The sequence below is a fragment of the Ruegeria sp. YTSC106 genome (assembly GCF_059609765.1).
Window position 1 is genome coordinate 363,002 of record NZ_JBXWMI010000002.1, and the last position, 14,975, is coordinate 377,976.

Here is a 14,975-nt window from a genome sequence, read left to right on the forward strand (position 1 = left end):
CAAGCTAGCGCCAACATTCGATTGTGCCAACCCTGTCCGGGATTTGCGTAATTATCAGAAGAAGCCCCATAAAGTGACAAGAAGACCGGCAGTTCTAAGATTACCAATCCTTGCCCACGCTTTCGACATGCCGGGCACGAAAAGTTCATAACATTTAAATTATTGATTTAATTTATTATTTCATAATTATATTGACTTTCTTTACTAAAAACTCGAAATAATTAAAATTTCTTTACAAAAAAAACCAAGGATTACACCAATTTATTTATTTATTTTCACAACGCGTTAATATTCAAACTTGGGGAGGAACGGGATCGACATTGCCCAAATGACCGGCAAAGATTCCACAAGCAATCCAGTCCAGAGGGAGGAGCCTCAAAGATGACCACCGCTGCCCAGGCAGATGCCAAGACTTATCCGCCATCCGCAGAAACCGTCGCTCGTGCGCATGTCGACGCCGCAAAGTATGCCGACATGTATGCAGCCTCAATCAGCAACCCCGACGCGTTCTGGGGCGAGCAAGGCAAGCGCATCGACTGGATCAAACCCTTCACCCAGGTCAAGGACGTCAGTTACGATTTTGGCTCGGTCAAGATCAACTGGTATGCTGATGGCACGTTGAATGTTTCGGCCAACTGCCTGGATCGCCATCTGAAAACCCGCGGCGACCAGACCGCGATCATCTGGGAACCAGATGATCCAAATGACCCGGCTCAGCATATCTCGTATGCGGAATTGCATCGCCGCACCTGCCGGATGGCCAATATTCTGGAATCTCTGGGCGTTCGCAAGGGCGATCGCGTCGTCATCTATCTGCCGATGATCCCTGAGGCCGCTTATGCCATGTTGGCCTGTGCACGGATCGGCGCAATTCACTCCATCGTTTTCGCGGGCTTCTCGCCCGACGCTCTGGCCGCACGGATCAACGGTTGCGACGCCAAGGTTGTGATCACCGCAGATGAGGCCCCGCGCGGAGGTCGCAAAACGCCATTGAAGTCCAACGCAGATGCGGCGTTGCTGCACTGCAAGGACACGGTGAAATGCCTTGTGGTCAAGCGCACTGGCGGTCAGACCACCTGGATCAACGGTCGCGACTATGACTACAACGAAATGGCACTTGAGGCGGACGACTACTGTGCCCCTGCCGAGATGAACGCCGAAGATCCGTTGTTCATTCTGTACACGTCAGGTTCGACTGGTCAGCCCAAGGGCGTTGTGCACACCACCGGCGGCTATCTGGTCTATGCCGCGATGACACATGAGATCACCTTCGATTACCACGAAGGCGACGTGTATTGGTGCACTGCGGACGTGGGTTGGGTGACTGGCCACAGCTATATCGTTTATGGGCCGCTGGCCAATGGTGCGACCACGCTGATGTTTGAAGGTGTGCCGACCTTCCCGGATGCCTCGCGCTTCTGGCAGGTTTGCGAAAAGCACAAGGTGAACCAATTCTATACCGCACCCACCGCGCTGCGCGCGCTCATGGGGCAAGGCAATGAATGGGTCGAGAAATGCGATCTGAGCGATCTTCGCATCCTGGGTACCGTGGGTGAACCGATCAATCCCGAGGCGTGGAACTGGTACAACGACGTTGTCGGCAAAGGCAAATGCCCTATTGTGGACACCTGGTGGCAGACTGAAACCGGTGGTCACCTGATGACCCCCCTGCCCGGCGCACATGCGATGAAGCCAGGCTCGGCCATGAAGCCGTTCTTTGGCATCGAACCGGTGGTTCTGGACCCGCAATCCGGCGTCGAGATCGAAGGCAACGGTGTCGAGGGCGTGCTGTGCATCAAAGACAGTTGGCCAGGTCAGATGCGCACTGTCTGGGGTGATCATGAGCGGTTCGAGAAAACCTATTTCTCGGATTATAAAGGCTACTACTTCACGGGTGATGGATGCCGTCGCGACGGAGATGGCGACTACTGGATCACGGGCCGCGTGGATGACGTAATCAACGTATCCGGTCACCGCATGGGCACAGCCGAAGTGGAAAGCGCGCTGGTTGCACATGCTGCTGTGGCTGAGGCTGCTGTGGTTGGATATCCTCATGAAATCAAAGGGCAAGGCATCTATTGCTACGTCACCTTGATGAATGATCGCGAGCCCTCGGACGAGCTGATGAAAGAGCTGCGCACATGGGTCCGCACTGAAATCGGCCCAATTGCGTCCCCGGATGTGATCCAATGGGCACCCGGCCTGCCGAAGACGCGCTCGGGCAAGATCATGCGCCGTATCCTGCGCAAGATTGCCGAGAACGATTTCGGATCGTTGGGCGACACTTCGACACTGGCAGATCCGTCGGTGGTCGAAGACCTGATCGAAAACCGTGCGAACAAGTGAGGATGTGATGGACGCTGCCACGATCACCACACCCGCCGTTCTCATCCTTCTCGGCCCTCCCGGAGCCGGGAAGGGTACGCAAGCCCGCATGCTGGAAGAGAAATTCGGTCTTGTACAACTCAGCACGGGTGACCTGCTGCGCGAAGCCGTCGCGGCCGGAACCGAAGCCGGCAAAGCGGCAAAAGCGGTAATGGAAGCCGGCGATCTGGTCAGCGACGAGATCGTCATCGCAATCCTGCGGGACCGTATGGCTCAGCCGGATTGCGCCAAGGGCGTGATTCTGGACGGCTTCCCGCGCACGACGGTTCAGGCCGAAGCGCTGGACGGTCTGCTGGCATCGAACAACCAGAAGATCGACGCTGCGATCAGCCTTGAGGTGGAAGACGCAGAAATGGTGATCCGTATTTCGGGCCGCTACACCTGCGCTGGCTGTGGTGAAGGTTACCACGACCAGTTCAAGACGCCTGCCGAAGAGGGCAAATGCGACAAGTGTGGCCATACCGAATTCAAGCGCCGTGCGGATGACAATGCCGAAACGGTGGCTTCGCGTCTTGCAGCGTACCATGAGCAGACCGCGCCACTGATCACCTACTATGACGGTCAGGGCGTGCTTCAGCGCACAAACGCCATGGGTAAAATCGAAGACATTGCCAATGATCTTGAAGGTATCGTCGGCGAAGCAATGAACTAGGGGGTGGATAAGAGCCGCAAGGCTTTGATCCCAAACAGAATACTTCATTGAACCGCTTTGGCGGACTGGTGGAGTTTTGCCTGACGCCACGTGGTGTTTGGCACAAGTGAGAAACGGCCCGACGCACTGGAGGACTTGGGCACTGGGCCGTCCAACGAGGAAGCGAAGGAGGAACCCGCAATGGCGGATCAATCTACCAACTCCGCGCAGACTGCCGAGTCCGATAAGGGCTATTGGCAGGCCAACCTGCGCCTCATCTACATCAGCCTCGCAATCTGGGCGCTGGTGTCATTTGGATTCGGCATTCTGCTGCGTCCGATGCTGTCGGGGATCGCCGTAGGCGGGACCGATCTGGGCTTTTGGTTCGCACAACAGGGATCGATTCTGGTCTTTCTGGTGCTGATCTTCAACTACGCCTGGCGCATGAACAAGCTAGACGCCGAATACGGTGTTGAGGAGTAAACCCCATGGATCAGTTTACCATCAACCTGCTGTTTGTTGGCGCATCCTTCGCGCTGTACATCGGCATCGCGATCTGGGCCCGAGCGGGGTCCACATCTGAATTTTACGCTGCGGGTCGCGGCATCCATCCTGTCACCAACGGTATGGCAACGGCGGCGGACTGGATGTCTGCGGCTTCGTTCATCTCGATGGCGGGTCTGATTGCCTTCACCGGCTACGACAACAGCTCGTTCCTGATGGGCTGGACCGGTGGTTACGTGTTGCTGGCTCTGCTGCTTGCGCCCTATCTGCGCAAATTTGGCAAGTACACCGTGTCCGAATTCATCGGCGACCGCTTCTACAGCCAGACCGCGCGCATCGTTGCGGTGATCTGTTTGATCGTTGCTTCGGTGACATACGTGATTGGTCAGATGACCGGCGTTGGCGTGGCTTTTGGTCGCTTCCTCGAAGTGTCGAACACATCCGGCCTGCTGATCGGTGCAGCCGTGGTATTCGCTTATGCGGTGTTTGGCGGAATGAAGGGCGTGACCTACACTCAGGTCGCTCAGTACTGCGTGCTGATTACCGCCTACACCATCCCGGCGATCTTCATCTCGCTGCAGCTGACCGGCACGCCGGTTCCGGCGCTGGGTCTGTTTGGCGACACCGCCAGCGGAGAACCCCTGCTGACCAAGCTGGACGCCATCGTAACCGAGCTGGGCTTCAATGAATACACGGCCCACCACTCGAACACACTGAACATGGTGCTGTTCACCCTGTCGCTGATGATCGGTACTGCGGGTCTGCCGCACGTCATAATGCGCTTCTTCACCGTTCCCAAAGTTGCTGACGCACGTTGGTCTGCTGGCTGGGCGCTGGTTTTCATCGCTCTGCTGTATCTGACTGCCCCTGCGGTTGGTGCCATGGCGCGTCTGAACATCAGTGACATGATGTGGCCCAATGGTGGCATCGAAGGCGGCGCGGTTTCTGTTGAACAAATCGACAATGACGCACGCTATGACTGGATGGCCACCTGGCAGAAAACCGGTCTGCTGGACTGGGAAGACAAGAACGGCGACGGCAAGATTCAGTACTACAATGACAAGTCTGAATCGATGCAGGCACTGGCAGAAGAAAAAGGCTGGGTCGGAAACGAGCTGACCAAGTTCAACCGCGACATCCTGGTTCTGGCCAACCCCGAAATCGCCAACCTTCCGGGTTGGGTGATCGGTCTGGTCGCGGCTGGTGGTCTTGCGGCTGCCCTGTCAACCGCTGCGGGTCTGCTGCTGGCAATCTCGTCGGCTGTGTCGCACGACCTTATCAAAGGTGCGATCAACCCGCAGATCTCGGAAAAAGGCGAGCTTCTGTCAGCGCGGATCGCAATGGCTGTTGCCATCGTTGTCGCAACCTACCTGGGTCTGAACCCACCGGGCTTCGCGGCGCAGACAGTGGCGCTTGCGTTTGGTCTGGCGGCGGCTTCGATCTTCCCGGCGCTGATGATGGGGATCTTCTCGACCCGCATCAACAACACCGGCGCGGTCGCAGGCATGCTGGCTGGTCTGACCGTGACACTGGTCTACATCTTCCTGCACAAGGGCTGGCTGTTCATTCCGGGCACCAACTCGTTCACCGATGCAGACCCCCTGCTGGGTCCGATCAAGTCGACCTCGTTCGGCGCGATTGGTGCCATGGTAAACTTTGCAACAGCCTACATCATTGCAGGTATGACCAAGGAAACTCCGCAGGAGATCAAGGATCTGGTCGAAAGCGTACGCATTCCCCGTGGTGCGGGCGCAGCTCAGGATCACTGAGTATGATGCGGTTGTCGGCACTTGCCTTCGACCGCTTCTTTCGATCCACTGTTCCCGCCCGGCATACCACCGGGCGGGATTTTTTAACCAGAATACCGGAGACATCAGATGCCCCTGTCCCACGATGAAATTGCCCGGTTTCTGAAATCCGTTCATCCCTATGACGCGCTGCCGTCTGACGCCCTGGACCAGATCGTCAAGCAGATCGAGGTCTGGGAGGTTGAGGAAAACGCTTCAGTCTATGAACTCGGCCATACCCTGCCCGGTGTGTTCGTGATCTATGAAGGACAGGTTGAGATCACCGACGAGAACGGTGCAGTCGTTTCTCATCTGGGGTTGCGCAATTCCTTTGGTGAGCGCGGCCTGTTGAGAGACGGCAAAGCCGCCACCAAAGCCCGCGCGCATACACCATCGGTTCTGATGCTACTGCCACCGGATCTGGTCAGGCGGTTGATTGAAGGGCACGATGTCGTCGCCAAATTCTTCGATCGAACCCGGGGCGATCGCAGCGGTCCCCAAAGCCTTGCGACCAGCTCGATTGACGTTCTGATGGCGCGCAATCCTGCCACCTGCCCTGCGGACACGTCGGTTCAGGAAGCGGCCCGGATCATGCGCGACAAACATATCTCGTCGCTTTGCGTGACCGATCGAGATATCTTGAAGGGTATAGCCACCCTACGGGACATTTCGGGCAAGTATGTTGCAGATGGTTTGCCAGCAACCACACAGATTTCGGAAATCATGACTGCAAACCCCGTGACCCTGTCACCCAGTGATATCGGCTCGGATGTTCTTCACATCATGATGGAGCGCGGCATTGGCCACATCCCGATTTCCGAAGGCGGTCGTCTGGTCGGGATCGTGACACAGACCGATCTGACGCATTATCAGGCCGTCAACTCGGCCGAGCTGGTTGGCCGCATTGCTAAGGCGGACACTGCTGAAGAAATGGCGCGCGTGACCGCAGAAATTCCGAAACTGCTGGTACAGTTGGTTGCTGGCGGGAACCGGCACGAGATTGTCACGCGGCTCATCACCGATATTGCTGACACTGCTACCCGCCGCCTGCTGAAACTGGCTGAAACCGAACTGGGACCGCCCCCTGTACCCTATTTGTGGCTGGCCTGCGGCTCACAGGGGCGGCAAGAACAAACCGGCGTATCCGATCAGGACAATTGCCTGATGCTGGATGACAGCGTCACCGACGCCGATATGACCTATTTCACCAAACTGGCCAAATTCGTCTCGGACGGGCTGGACGTCTGCGGGTATTTTTACTGCCCCGGCGACATGATGGCGACCAATCCGCGCTGGTGTCAGCCGGTTCGTGTCTGGCGCGACTATTTCAAGGGCTGGATTGCCACGCCAAACCCTGAGGCGCAAATGCTGGCCTCGGTCATGTTTGACCTGCGCCCCATCGGCGGCGCGTTTGAGTTGTTTGCCAACCTGCAAGCGGACACTCTGGCAGCGGCCCGAGCAAACTCGATCTTCGTCGCACACATGATTTCAAACTCGCTGAAGCATACGCCCCCCCTGGGCCTGCTGCGCGGTTTCGCGACGATCCGCTCGGGCGAGCATCGCAACACGCTGGATCTGAAACACAACGGAGTGGTGCCCGTTGTCGATCTGGCACGCATCTACGCATTGCAGGGCGAACTGACCGAAGCCAACACCCGCGCCCGCCTGAAGGCAGCCGAGTCCAGCGGTGTGCTCAGCCCCTCTGGTGCGCGTGACCTGCTGGATGCCTATGATCTGATCGCAGAAACCCGGCTGGAGCATCAGGTTCGACTGGTTAAATCCGGAGCGATGCCCGACAACTATCTGCCACCGTCCGAATTGTCGGACTTTGAGCGAAGTCATCTGCGCGATGCCTTCGTGGTGGTAAAAACGATGCAATCGGCAGTTGGCCACGGCAAGGGAATGCTGGGCTGACATGCGTCTGAGGAACGGAGAGACCAAATGTTTCTGGAACTGATCGGTACGGTTTTTGCGGGGATCGCATTTGCAGGCATCGTTCTTCTGCTGAACAAGCTGACCGGAGGACGTTTGCCGAAATGGACCACTCCGGTTGCCGCTGGCCTCGGTATGATCGGAATGACCATCACCAGCGAGTATTCCTGGTATGACCGCACGCGCGACCAACTGCCCGAAGAGATGACAATCGTGCAAGAGGTCGAAAGCCGCGCATTTTATCGTCCCTGGACCTACGCAGTGCCGTTCGTTGATCGCTTTGCCGCAATCGACACCGTATCTGTGCGGACAAATGAAAACGTTCCGGAACAACGGCTTGTCGACCTCTATTTCTTTGGCCGCTGGGCTCCGGTATCGAAGCTGCCGGTTGCTGTAAACTGTGCAGAAAACCGCCGCGCCAACCTGGCAGATGGCGCCGAGTTCGCCGATGACGGGCGCCTGGTGAACGCTGACTGGATTGCAGCCGGGGACAACGATCCCATCATCGAAGCCACTTGCGGGGTTTGATCATGCTTACCGGATTAAGTCTGAGGGTCAGGATTTTTCTGTTCTTCTGCCTCCTTGCTTTTGGAGGGGTTGCGATAAGTGCCACCGCTCTCTGGATCACCTATTCCCGCGCGGGAAATCCCGATCTGGTGAATGATTTCGTCTTTGCTGAAATCCTGATCGGATTTGGATTACTGGCACTGGTTGCAGGTGTTTGGCTGCTGTTTGACGACAACGTCGCTAAACCGATCGAACGGCTTTCCGCCCAGCTGCGTGCCCGTGCTCATGCCGGTGTAAGCACCGACCTCGACATGCAGGCCGCGCGTTATCTGGGCGATCTTGCCCCGGCTGCAGCGGGATTGGCGGAACAACTCGCCTCGAACGCCATGCGCACAGCCGAAGCCGTCGCTGCGGAAACTGCGCATCTGGCTGCGGAGAAACAACGCCTGACCGCCCTGCTGACCGAGATCCCGGTGGCCATGCTGCTGGCCAGTCCGAAGCATCAGATCGTTCTGTACGACGGGCAGGCAGCCGAGATTCTTGCCCAGATCGCGCATCCTCGTCTGAACGCGTCTCTTTTCGAGTATCTCGAAGCCACCGGCCTGACAGACGCTTATGCCAAGATGTGCAAAACCGGAAAGGACGTCTATTGCACCCTGTCCAGCGTGGATGGGCGGCAGACATACTCCGCCCGGATGAAACCCTTGGGCGATGCACCAGGATATATGCTTGTCTTCGAAGACAGCGCGGCACATATGTCACCGGACGATGCCCGCCCGCTGGTCTATGATTTCGAACTTCTCAATACACCGGGGGATGACGCGTTCGAGAACCGCCCCCTGTCGGATCTGTGCTTCGTGGTCTTCGACACGGAAACAACCGGTTTGCTGCCTCACAAGGATGAGATTGTGCAGATCGGCGCTGTACGCGTTCTGAATGGCAAAATCGTTCAGGGTGAGCATCTGGACATGCTGGTTGATCCCGGCATTCCAATTCCACCTGCCTCGACCAAGGTACACAAGATCAGCGACCGCATGGTTCATGGCGCGCCGGATATTACCGAAGCCGGGCGCGTTTTCCATCAGTTCACGCGTGACGCGGTGATCGTGGCGCATAACGCCCCGTTCGACATGGCGTTCCTGCGTCGTCATGCCAAACGGATGGGTGTTGAATGGGACCATCCGATACTCGACACGGTCCTACTATCTGCGGTGCTGTTCGGGGCCAGCGATACACACACGCTGGACGCCTTGTGTGAACGGTTGGAAATTACGATCCCCGACGCTTTGCGCCATACAGCACTGGGCGATGCGGTTGCCACAGCCGAGGCATTGGTCAAGATGCTGCCGATCCTGCAAGCCCGTAGCCTGACAACCTTTGGCGAAGTGATTATGGAAACCCGTAAACACGGTCGTTTGCTGGAAGACCTGAACTGACGGCTTATATTGACCTCGGCAGTCAGCTTTTCATGGACAATCCGGGCCACGCATGGCACCTGATGCGCGGCCAAGGATTAAGCGCGCAATGACCGAAAAGACCTTTACACCGACCCCGGATCAAAGCCCCGCCTTTCGGGAAGCACTCGGATGCTTTGGCACCGGCGTCACGGTAATTACCGCGCAATCCGACGAAGGTCCGCGCGCCATAACAGTGAATTCATTTGCGTCAGTCTCGTTGGAACCGCCACTGGTGCTGTGGTGTCTGGCCAGGGAATCATTCCGTTTCGATACGTTCAGTACCTGTGATCTCTATTCTATCCACGTCATGGCACAGGATCAGCAGGATCAGGCGTTGCGGTTTGCACGCGATGGAGCGGATTTCTCACATGCAGACTGGACCGAGGATGCGGTCGGGCGTCCACATCTGGCCCAGTGTCTGGCCCGGTTTGACTGCCGTCTGCATACCCGTCATGACGCCGGCGATCATCTGATCATTGTGGGTCAGGTGGAACAGGTCATGTATCGCACCGGCAAAGGGCTGATCTTCAAACGCGGACAGTTCGGCGGTTTTGTCGACCTGATCTAATCGTCCAGCGACCCGTGAACCGCGAGCGCTTCCAGCTCGGCATCCTGTGGAGTGATCACCCGAAAAGCTTCGTGGACGCCTGTGTCGGTCAATTCCCTTGCGACAATCAACAGCGTGTTGGCCGCGTGGTCTTCGCACAGTTCCGACATGTGATCGATTTCAGCTTGGGCGACACCCAATGCCGCATCTATCGAGGGCGCGCCATAGAACTGCACAAAATGTTCGGCCAGATCACGCGTGATCTGGTTTTTCTCTGCGGCTTCGATCTGCGTCACGGCCACAAAAGTTACCCGGCCAAAGGTTTCCAACCCCAGCCAGCCATTCGCAAATGCCTGTCGCGCCTTGCCTTCAAGATCACCCTGGCCCCAGTTCGAAAACTCGAACCCGCCCGAAACGCACCACTCTCCGGTGCGAGCCGGGGAATGAAACACGTTCATGTCGCTTTCGTCGAAATGGATTGCTCGGGCCAGTTTCATTATCGGTTCTCCAACAAGTCGGTCAGGGGACGAAGGTGCGTATCGACCCCGTCGCGGATCAGCATCCCGAAACGTTCATCCGTTCCAAGGAATACGCCTCCGTCGATCAACGGTTCGCCTACACCACGCAGCAGGCCCATCCATTCGGCGTGCAAGGAGGCGTTGCCATCCTCCTGCCAACGGTTGAGCCAGGTCAACATGTGTCGTGACCAGCTTTCCACCAGCTGCGTTGCCGAAACCTCGGTACAGCCTTCATCGTACAGCGCTGTGATATCGGGGGTTTCGCCCGGCGCGTCGCTGGTTTGCAACAGCGTCAGTTCCCAACCAACGATAAGCCAGTCCGGCTCTTCCTCGGGCATTGATGTCGACGCAGCCGCACGGAACCGGCCGCAACGCGCGCCGTTTACACAAATCAGGCCATCCCAACCCAAATGCACGGCAACCTCTGGCGGGGCCAAAGCGCCCAGCGCGTTCTGGAATCCCACTGCGCAGAGCGGCAGCATCACCATCGCATCCTGCAACGGCACCTCGGGGGCAAAAACAATTGCCACCCGCAGGAAATCCGCCTGAACGTTGTAAACCACCGTCCCCGCATCGCAGCCCAGCGCCGCCATTGCCAGCGCGCGCTCGAACGGGTCCTCTCCGCCCTGCACAGGATGGCCTGTCAACAGTGGGGGGAATACCGGTTGGCTCATGCGTTGCCCTTGGCGATCAGGTCCCGGGCGATTTTGCGGAACGCCTCGGCCTGCGGGCTGTCAGGTTTGCTGACGACAATCGGCGCGCCTCCGTCAGCGGCGACCCGGATGTCCAGATGCAAGGGGATTTCACCCAGCAACGGCACGCCCAGCGCCTCTGCCTCGGACTTGACACCACCATGACCGAAAACATGTTCTTCATGTCCACAGTTCGAACAGATATGCGTGGACATGTTTTCGATCATCCCGACAATGGGTGTCTTGAGCTGATTGAACATGTCGATCCCTTTGCGGGCATCAATGAGGGCTACGTCCTGCGGCGTCGAAACGACAATGGCTCCGTCCACCTGAAACTTCTGGCTCAGCGTCAGTTGCACGTCACCGGTGCCCGGTGGCAGATCGACAATCAGAACATCCAACGCGCCCCATTGCACCTGGCTCATCATTTGTTGCAGCGCACCCATCAGCATCGGCCCCCGCCAGACAACCGCCTGACCTTCATTGGTCATCAAGCCCATCGACATCATGGTGACGCCGTGGTTGCGCAGTGGTAGGATCGTCTTGCCGTCAGGGCTGGCCGGACGGCCCGAGACACCCAGCATCCTGGGCTGCGACGGCCCGTAGACATCGGCGTCCAGCAAACCCACACGTCGTCCTTCCGCAGCCAATGCGCAGGCAAGGTTGGCCGATACAGTGGATTTGCCTACCCCACCCTTGCCGGACGCAACGGCGATGATCCGATCCACACCCGGTACCGCCTGCGGCCCGGTTTGTGATGGCTTGGGTTTCGGTTTCAGATCCGGCGGCGCCTTTTCGGAATGCGCGGTCATCATGGCCGAAACACTTGCAACGCCTTCAACCATTTGCGCGGCCTTTTCGGCCGTAGCGCGGACAGGTTCCATCTTTTCCGCGTTCTTGGGGTCGATCTCAAGCACAAAGCGCACAGTATCGCCGTCTACGTTCAGGGCACGCACGATGCCCGCACTTACAATGTCCTGCCCGGAAATCGGGTCGGTGATCTTTTTCAGGTTCGCCAGAACCGCGTCACGAACACTCATGCTTGTTCCCCTTGATGTGCCCTGCTGACAGGGGCGTGCGTATCGACTCACCGCTCATTGCACGTGTCTCCGTCTTTTTCTGTTCAATTGACGCATCCCGCCCCGCGAAGTTACGTTGAGCCATGCGCTTTGTCCTCTTGTGCCTGAGCCTGACGCTCTCTGCCACCCCCTCTTGGTCACAAGAGGCTATTGGCCTTGCGGCCCCGGCAGACGTGAACGGCTCTGGCCTGTTGCAACATATCCTTCCTCGCTTCTCTCTCAAGACCGGGATCCGCGTTATTGCGGACGACGCCGGGGTTATGGTGCTGGAAACCGCGCCGCCCGGTGATCCGGTCTTTGCCCGCGGCGAGGTGATCTATCACCTGCGTATCGAAGACAGTGACCGCCAGGCCCGTTTTCTTGAATGGCTGAAATCGGATATCGGCAAGCGCACGGTGGAAAGCTTTGCTCCGGCACAGGGAGAGCCCTTTTCTGCCAGCTTCGACCTCGCAGTTGTTGAGGCCGATGACATCGTCGATGGCGACACCCAACTCGGCGAAGAATTGTCGATGACCCATTGCGGACGCTGTCATGTTGTCGGGCCAAAGAACCGCATGAATGGCCTGGGGTCGACACCCTCTTTCGCCGTTCTGCGCGCAATGCCTGACTGGTCGCGGCGGTTCGAGGCGTTTTTCGCCCTGAACCCCCACCCTGCATTCACGCAGATCGACGGGCTGACGCCCCCTTTTGATCCCGAACGCCCTTCTCCAATTCACCCGGTTGAGATGACATTGGATGATCTTGACGCGATTCTGGCGTTCGTATCGCGCATCGACGCCGCAGATCTGGGTGCCCCTCTAAAGCTTCAGTGATCCTTTCTGTCCGAATAGTAATCCTCGGTTCTGACGACCCGAGGCCTGGGTTTTGACTGGAACGGATTGTCTTGCTGTTGAAACTGCACGTTCACCCGGCAATTGTCACACATCTGGATCATCCGCGCCTGATCTGAAGTCGCGAACATCGGGTGCGTACCCGACAGCTTCTCCATGATCCGCTCAACCGTGGATTTCACGCCGAACAGCGCCCCGCATTCTACGCAGGCAAAAGGTTCCTCTTCGTTCAGAACCTGCTGTGACAGGGCCGCATCGCTGAGATCAAGTTGTGGAACAAGAGTGATCGCGTCCTCGGGGCAAATGGTCTTGCACATCCCGCATTGCAGACAGGCGTCTTGCTGGAAGTTCAGTTGCGGCTTGTCCGGGTTGTCGATCAAAGCACCTGATGGGCACAGCGACACACAGCTGAGGCACAGGGTGCAGCTATCGGTGTTTACTGCAACCGCCCCGTAAGGCGCATTCTCGGGCAATGGCAAAGGCGCGTCGGCCTGCGGGTTCAGCGCCTGCGCTGCCAGCCGTGCAATTTGCCGGCGATTGCCCAACGGCAGAACCGGATCAGACAAAGGTCGGGGCACCGCTTGCCCGTACAGCAGATCGGACATCGCATCGGGGTCAACCTCATCAATCAGACCTATTCCCTCCGAGCCTGCAATGGCATGTGCCAATTCGAGTTCCCGGTTCAGCGCTTGGCGTTCGGTCGTCGGGGCCAGAAGAACATCCACCCGTGCAAACCCATGCGCCAAAGCCGCCAGCATCTCGGCATGGCCAAAGCCAGAAATCACGTTCAGTTCCAACGGGATGACATCCGAAGGTAATCCGCGCCCGAAACGAGCAGCCAGCCGGGTCATCTCAGCACCGTGGGCGTCATGCACAAGCAACCGAGGCGCGGTGCCACCAGCCCGGCGATAAGTGCGGGCCAGAATATGCATCCGCGACAACAGCGCCGAAACAGGTGGGTCTTCATAGGTTATCGCCGTTGAAGGGCATAGCGCAGCGCAAGCACCACAGCCGGCGCATACCATCGGATCGACGGCGACATACTCGCCCGCTGGGGAAATCGCTCCGGTTGGGCAGATATCCAGACAGTTGGAACAGCCCACCTGCCCGGCGCGGGAATGGGCACACAGGGTTTCTTCCAACCGCACATAGAGAGGTTTTTCAAACGTTCCCACCAATTGTGCAGCTTCAAAAGCCAGCCTTTCCACAGCAACCGCATCCTTGGGATCAGCTCGCAGGTAGCCCTCGCGCTTTGCCGGAGCCTGAACAAAAGGTGTTTCACCCGCCAGATCAACGACAATGTCGCACGCAGAAAGCGCTCCGTCCTTTGGATCGGTCCATGCAAAAGCGCCGCGCCCTCCGGGTACGACTTGCTGCAGCGCGTCCAGCCGCAGGGAAAACCCACCGAGCGCACCGGAAACCGAACGAAGCCGCCCCCGCACCACGTCATAGTCCCGCGAGAGAGGATCCGACAGATCGGTCGTCATGACGGTCACAGCCATTGAGTCGGCCAGACGCTTTGCCAGATCAAAGGCCACCGTACCGGGCCCGATGATGAAACAGGTGCCTTCACTGAAGACATCCACGCTGGGCGTGACGGGTTGCGGCAATATGGCCTCGGCCGCCAAGGCCGCCATCTTGGGGGTCGCATCCGCATCTTGATCGGACCACCCTGCCCGATCGCGCAGATCGACAAATCCGGGCGCATCGATATTCAGGTCTTCGGCGAGTGATCGAAAAACTTCCTGCTCTTGCAGGCAGGCAATGACTGTTTCGCCTTCCTGCATCAGCTTGGCGGCTGATTTCAGTTCGGTTGTACAAAGCGCGGTGTGCACTCTGGAACACCTGATACTGCAAGCGCTCTCAATCACGTCCGGGTCCAGCGCCTGAGTACCGGCGCAATCGCATAGCAGTAGTTTGGTGCCCATATCCCCTCCTCGGGAAACCGTTCTGGTCCCATGCACACTAGGCTGTACCCCCGGCAAGACAACTTCAACCCCTTGCCGCACGCCCTGCTCCAGACTGCATTTCGGGCCAAATTGTCAGAAAACATAAGCGTTCATTGGGCCTGCTCACGCAGTTGCTACCCTGGACTACGACCAAAGT

Annotated in this window: 13 protein-coding genes; 9 read left to right on the forward strand and 4 right to left on the reverse strand. The window is 57.9% G+C overall.

Annotated elements, in window-relative coordinates; genetic code table 11:
- Positions 1-381: 381 nt before the first annotated feature.
- The 8 genes from acs (at position 382) to AC2FEB_RS04055 (ending at position 9,771) form a co-directional block, all read left to right on the forward strand.
- Positions 382-2,346 carry an acetate--CoA ligase gene (gene acs, locus AC2FEB_RS04020; protein WP_299896346.1) on the forward strand — a complete coding sequence of 655 codons (1,965 nt, stop codon included), beginning with the start codon at positions 382-384 and terminating at the stop codon, positions 2,344-2,346.
- A gap of 7 nt (positions 2,347-2,353) precedes the next feature.
- Positions 2,354-3,037 (forward strand): adenylate kinase, encoded by a 684-nt coding sequence (locus AC2FEB_RS04025; RefSeq protein ID WP_117869241.1) that lies wholly within the window; start codon positions 2,354-2,356, stop codon positions 3,035-3,037.
- 180 nt (positions 3,038-3,217) lie between these two features.
- Positions 3,218-3,499, forward strand: a complete 282-nt coding sequence (locus AC2FEB_RS04030) for a DUF4212 domain-containing protein (protein ID WP_117872784.1) — start codon at positions 3,218-3,220, stop codon at positions 3,497-3,499.
- A gap of 5 nt (positions 3,500-3,504) precedes the next feature.
- A complete protein-coding gene (locus AC2FEB_RS04035; RefSeq protein ID WP_299896339.1) occupies positions 3,505-5,289 on the forward strand; it encodes a sodium:solute symporter family protein in 1,785 nt (594 codons plus the stop codon).
- A 108-nt stretch (positions 5,290-5,397) separates the two neighbouring features.
- Positions 5,398-7,221 carry a DUF294 nucleotidyltransferase-like domain-containing protein gene (locus tag AC2FEB_RS04040; protein ID WP_496671786.1) on the forward strand — a complete coding sequence of 608 codons (1,824 nt, stop codon included), beginning with the start codon at positions 5,398-5,400 and terminating at the stop codon, positions 7,219-7,221.
- A 27-nt stretch (positions 7,222-7,248) separates the two neighbouring features.
- Complete coding sequence (locus AC2FEB_RS04045) at positions 7,249-7,767, forward strand: hypothetical protein (RefSeq protein WP_117869244.1); 519 nt, start codon at positions 7,249-7,251, stop codon at positions 7,765-7,767.
- 2 nt (positions 7,768-7,769) lie between these two features.
- A complete protein-coding gene (locus AC2FEB_RS04050; RefSeq protein ID WP_496671783.1) occupies positions 7,770-9,182 on the forward strand; it encodes a 3'-5' exonuclease in 1,413 nt (470 codons plus the stop codon).
- Positions 9,183-9,270: 88 nt separating this feature from the next.
- On the forward strand, positions 9,271-9,771 hold the full coding sequence (locus AC2FEB_RS04055; protein WP_117872785.1) for a flavin reductase family protein: 501 nt from the start codon (positions 9,271-9,273) through the stop codon (positions 9,769-9,771).
- Here the strand turns inward: AC2FEB_RS04055 and AC2FEB_RS04060 are convergent.
- The 3 genes from AC2FEB_RS04060 to AC2FEB_RS04070 are packed head-to-tail and all read right to left on the reverse strand — an operon-like array spanning position 9,768 to position 12,000.
- Positions 9,768-10,247: a DUF6505 family protein gene (locus AC2FEB_RS04060; protein WP_117869246.1), complete on the reverse strand. Its 480-nt coding sequence runs from the start codon at positions 10,245-10,247 to the stop codon at positions 9,768-9,770. The genes AC2FEB_RS04055 and AC2FEB_RS04060 overlap by 4 nt on opposite strands.
- Complete coding sequence (locus tag AC2FEB_RS04065; RefSeq protein ID WP_117869247.1) at positions 10,247-10,942, reverse strand: biotin/lipoate--protein ligase family protein; 696 nt, start codon at positions 10,940-10,942, stop codon at positions 10,247-10,249. The genes AC2FEB_RS04060 and AC2FEB_RS04065 overlap by 1 nt, the downstream gene beginning before the upstream one ends.
- Complete coding sequence (locus AC2FEB_RS04070) at positions 10,939-12,000, reverse strand: Mrp/NBP35 family ATP-binding protein (protein ID WP_496671779.1); 1,062 nt, start codon at positions 11,998-12,000, stop codon at positions 10,939-10,941. Before AC2FEB_RS04070 ends, AC2FEB_RS04065 begins: the two co-directional genes overlap by 4 nt.
- Positions 12,001-12,122: 122 nt before the next feature.
- Between AC2FEB_RS04070 and AC2FEB_RS04075 the strand changes: the two genes are divergently transcribed.
- Positions 12,123-12,851: a c-type cytochrome gene (locus AC2FEB_RS04075; protein WP_496671776.1), complete on the forward strand. Its 729-nt coding sequence runs from the start codon at positions 12,123-12,125 to the stop codon at positions 12,849-12,851.
- Here AC2FEB_RS04075 and AC2FEB_RS04080 read toward each other — a convergent pair.
- The gene (locus AC2FEB_RS04080; protein ID WP_496883846.1) at positions 12,845-14,797 is read right to left on the reverse strand and encodes a 4Fe-4S binding protein; all 1,953 of its coding nucleotides are present in this window, start codon (positions 14,795-14,797) and stop codon (positions 12,845-12,847) included. The genes AC2FEB_RS04075 and AC2FEB_RS04080 overlap by 7 nt on opposite strands.
- Positions 14,798-14,975 lie beyond the last annotated feature (178 nt).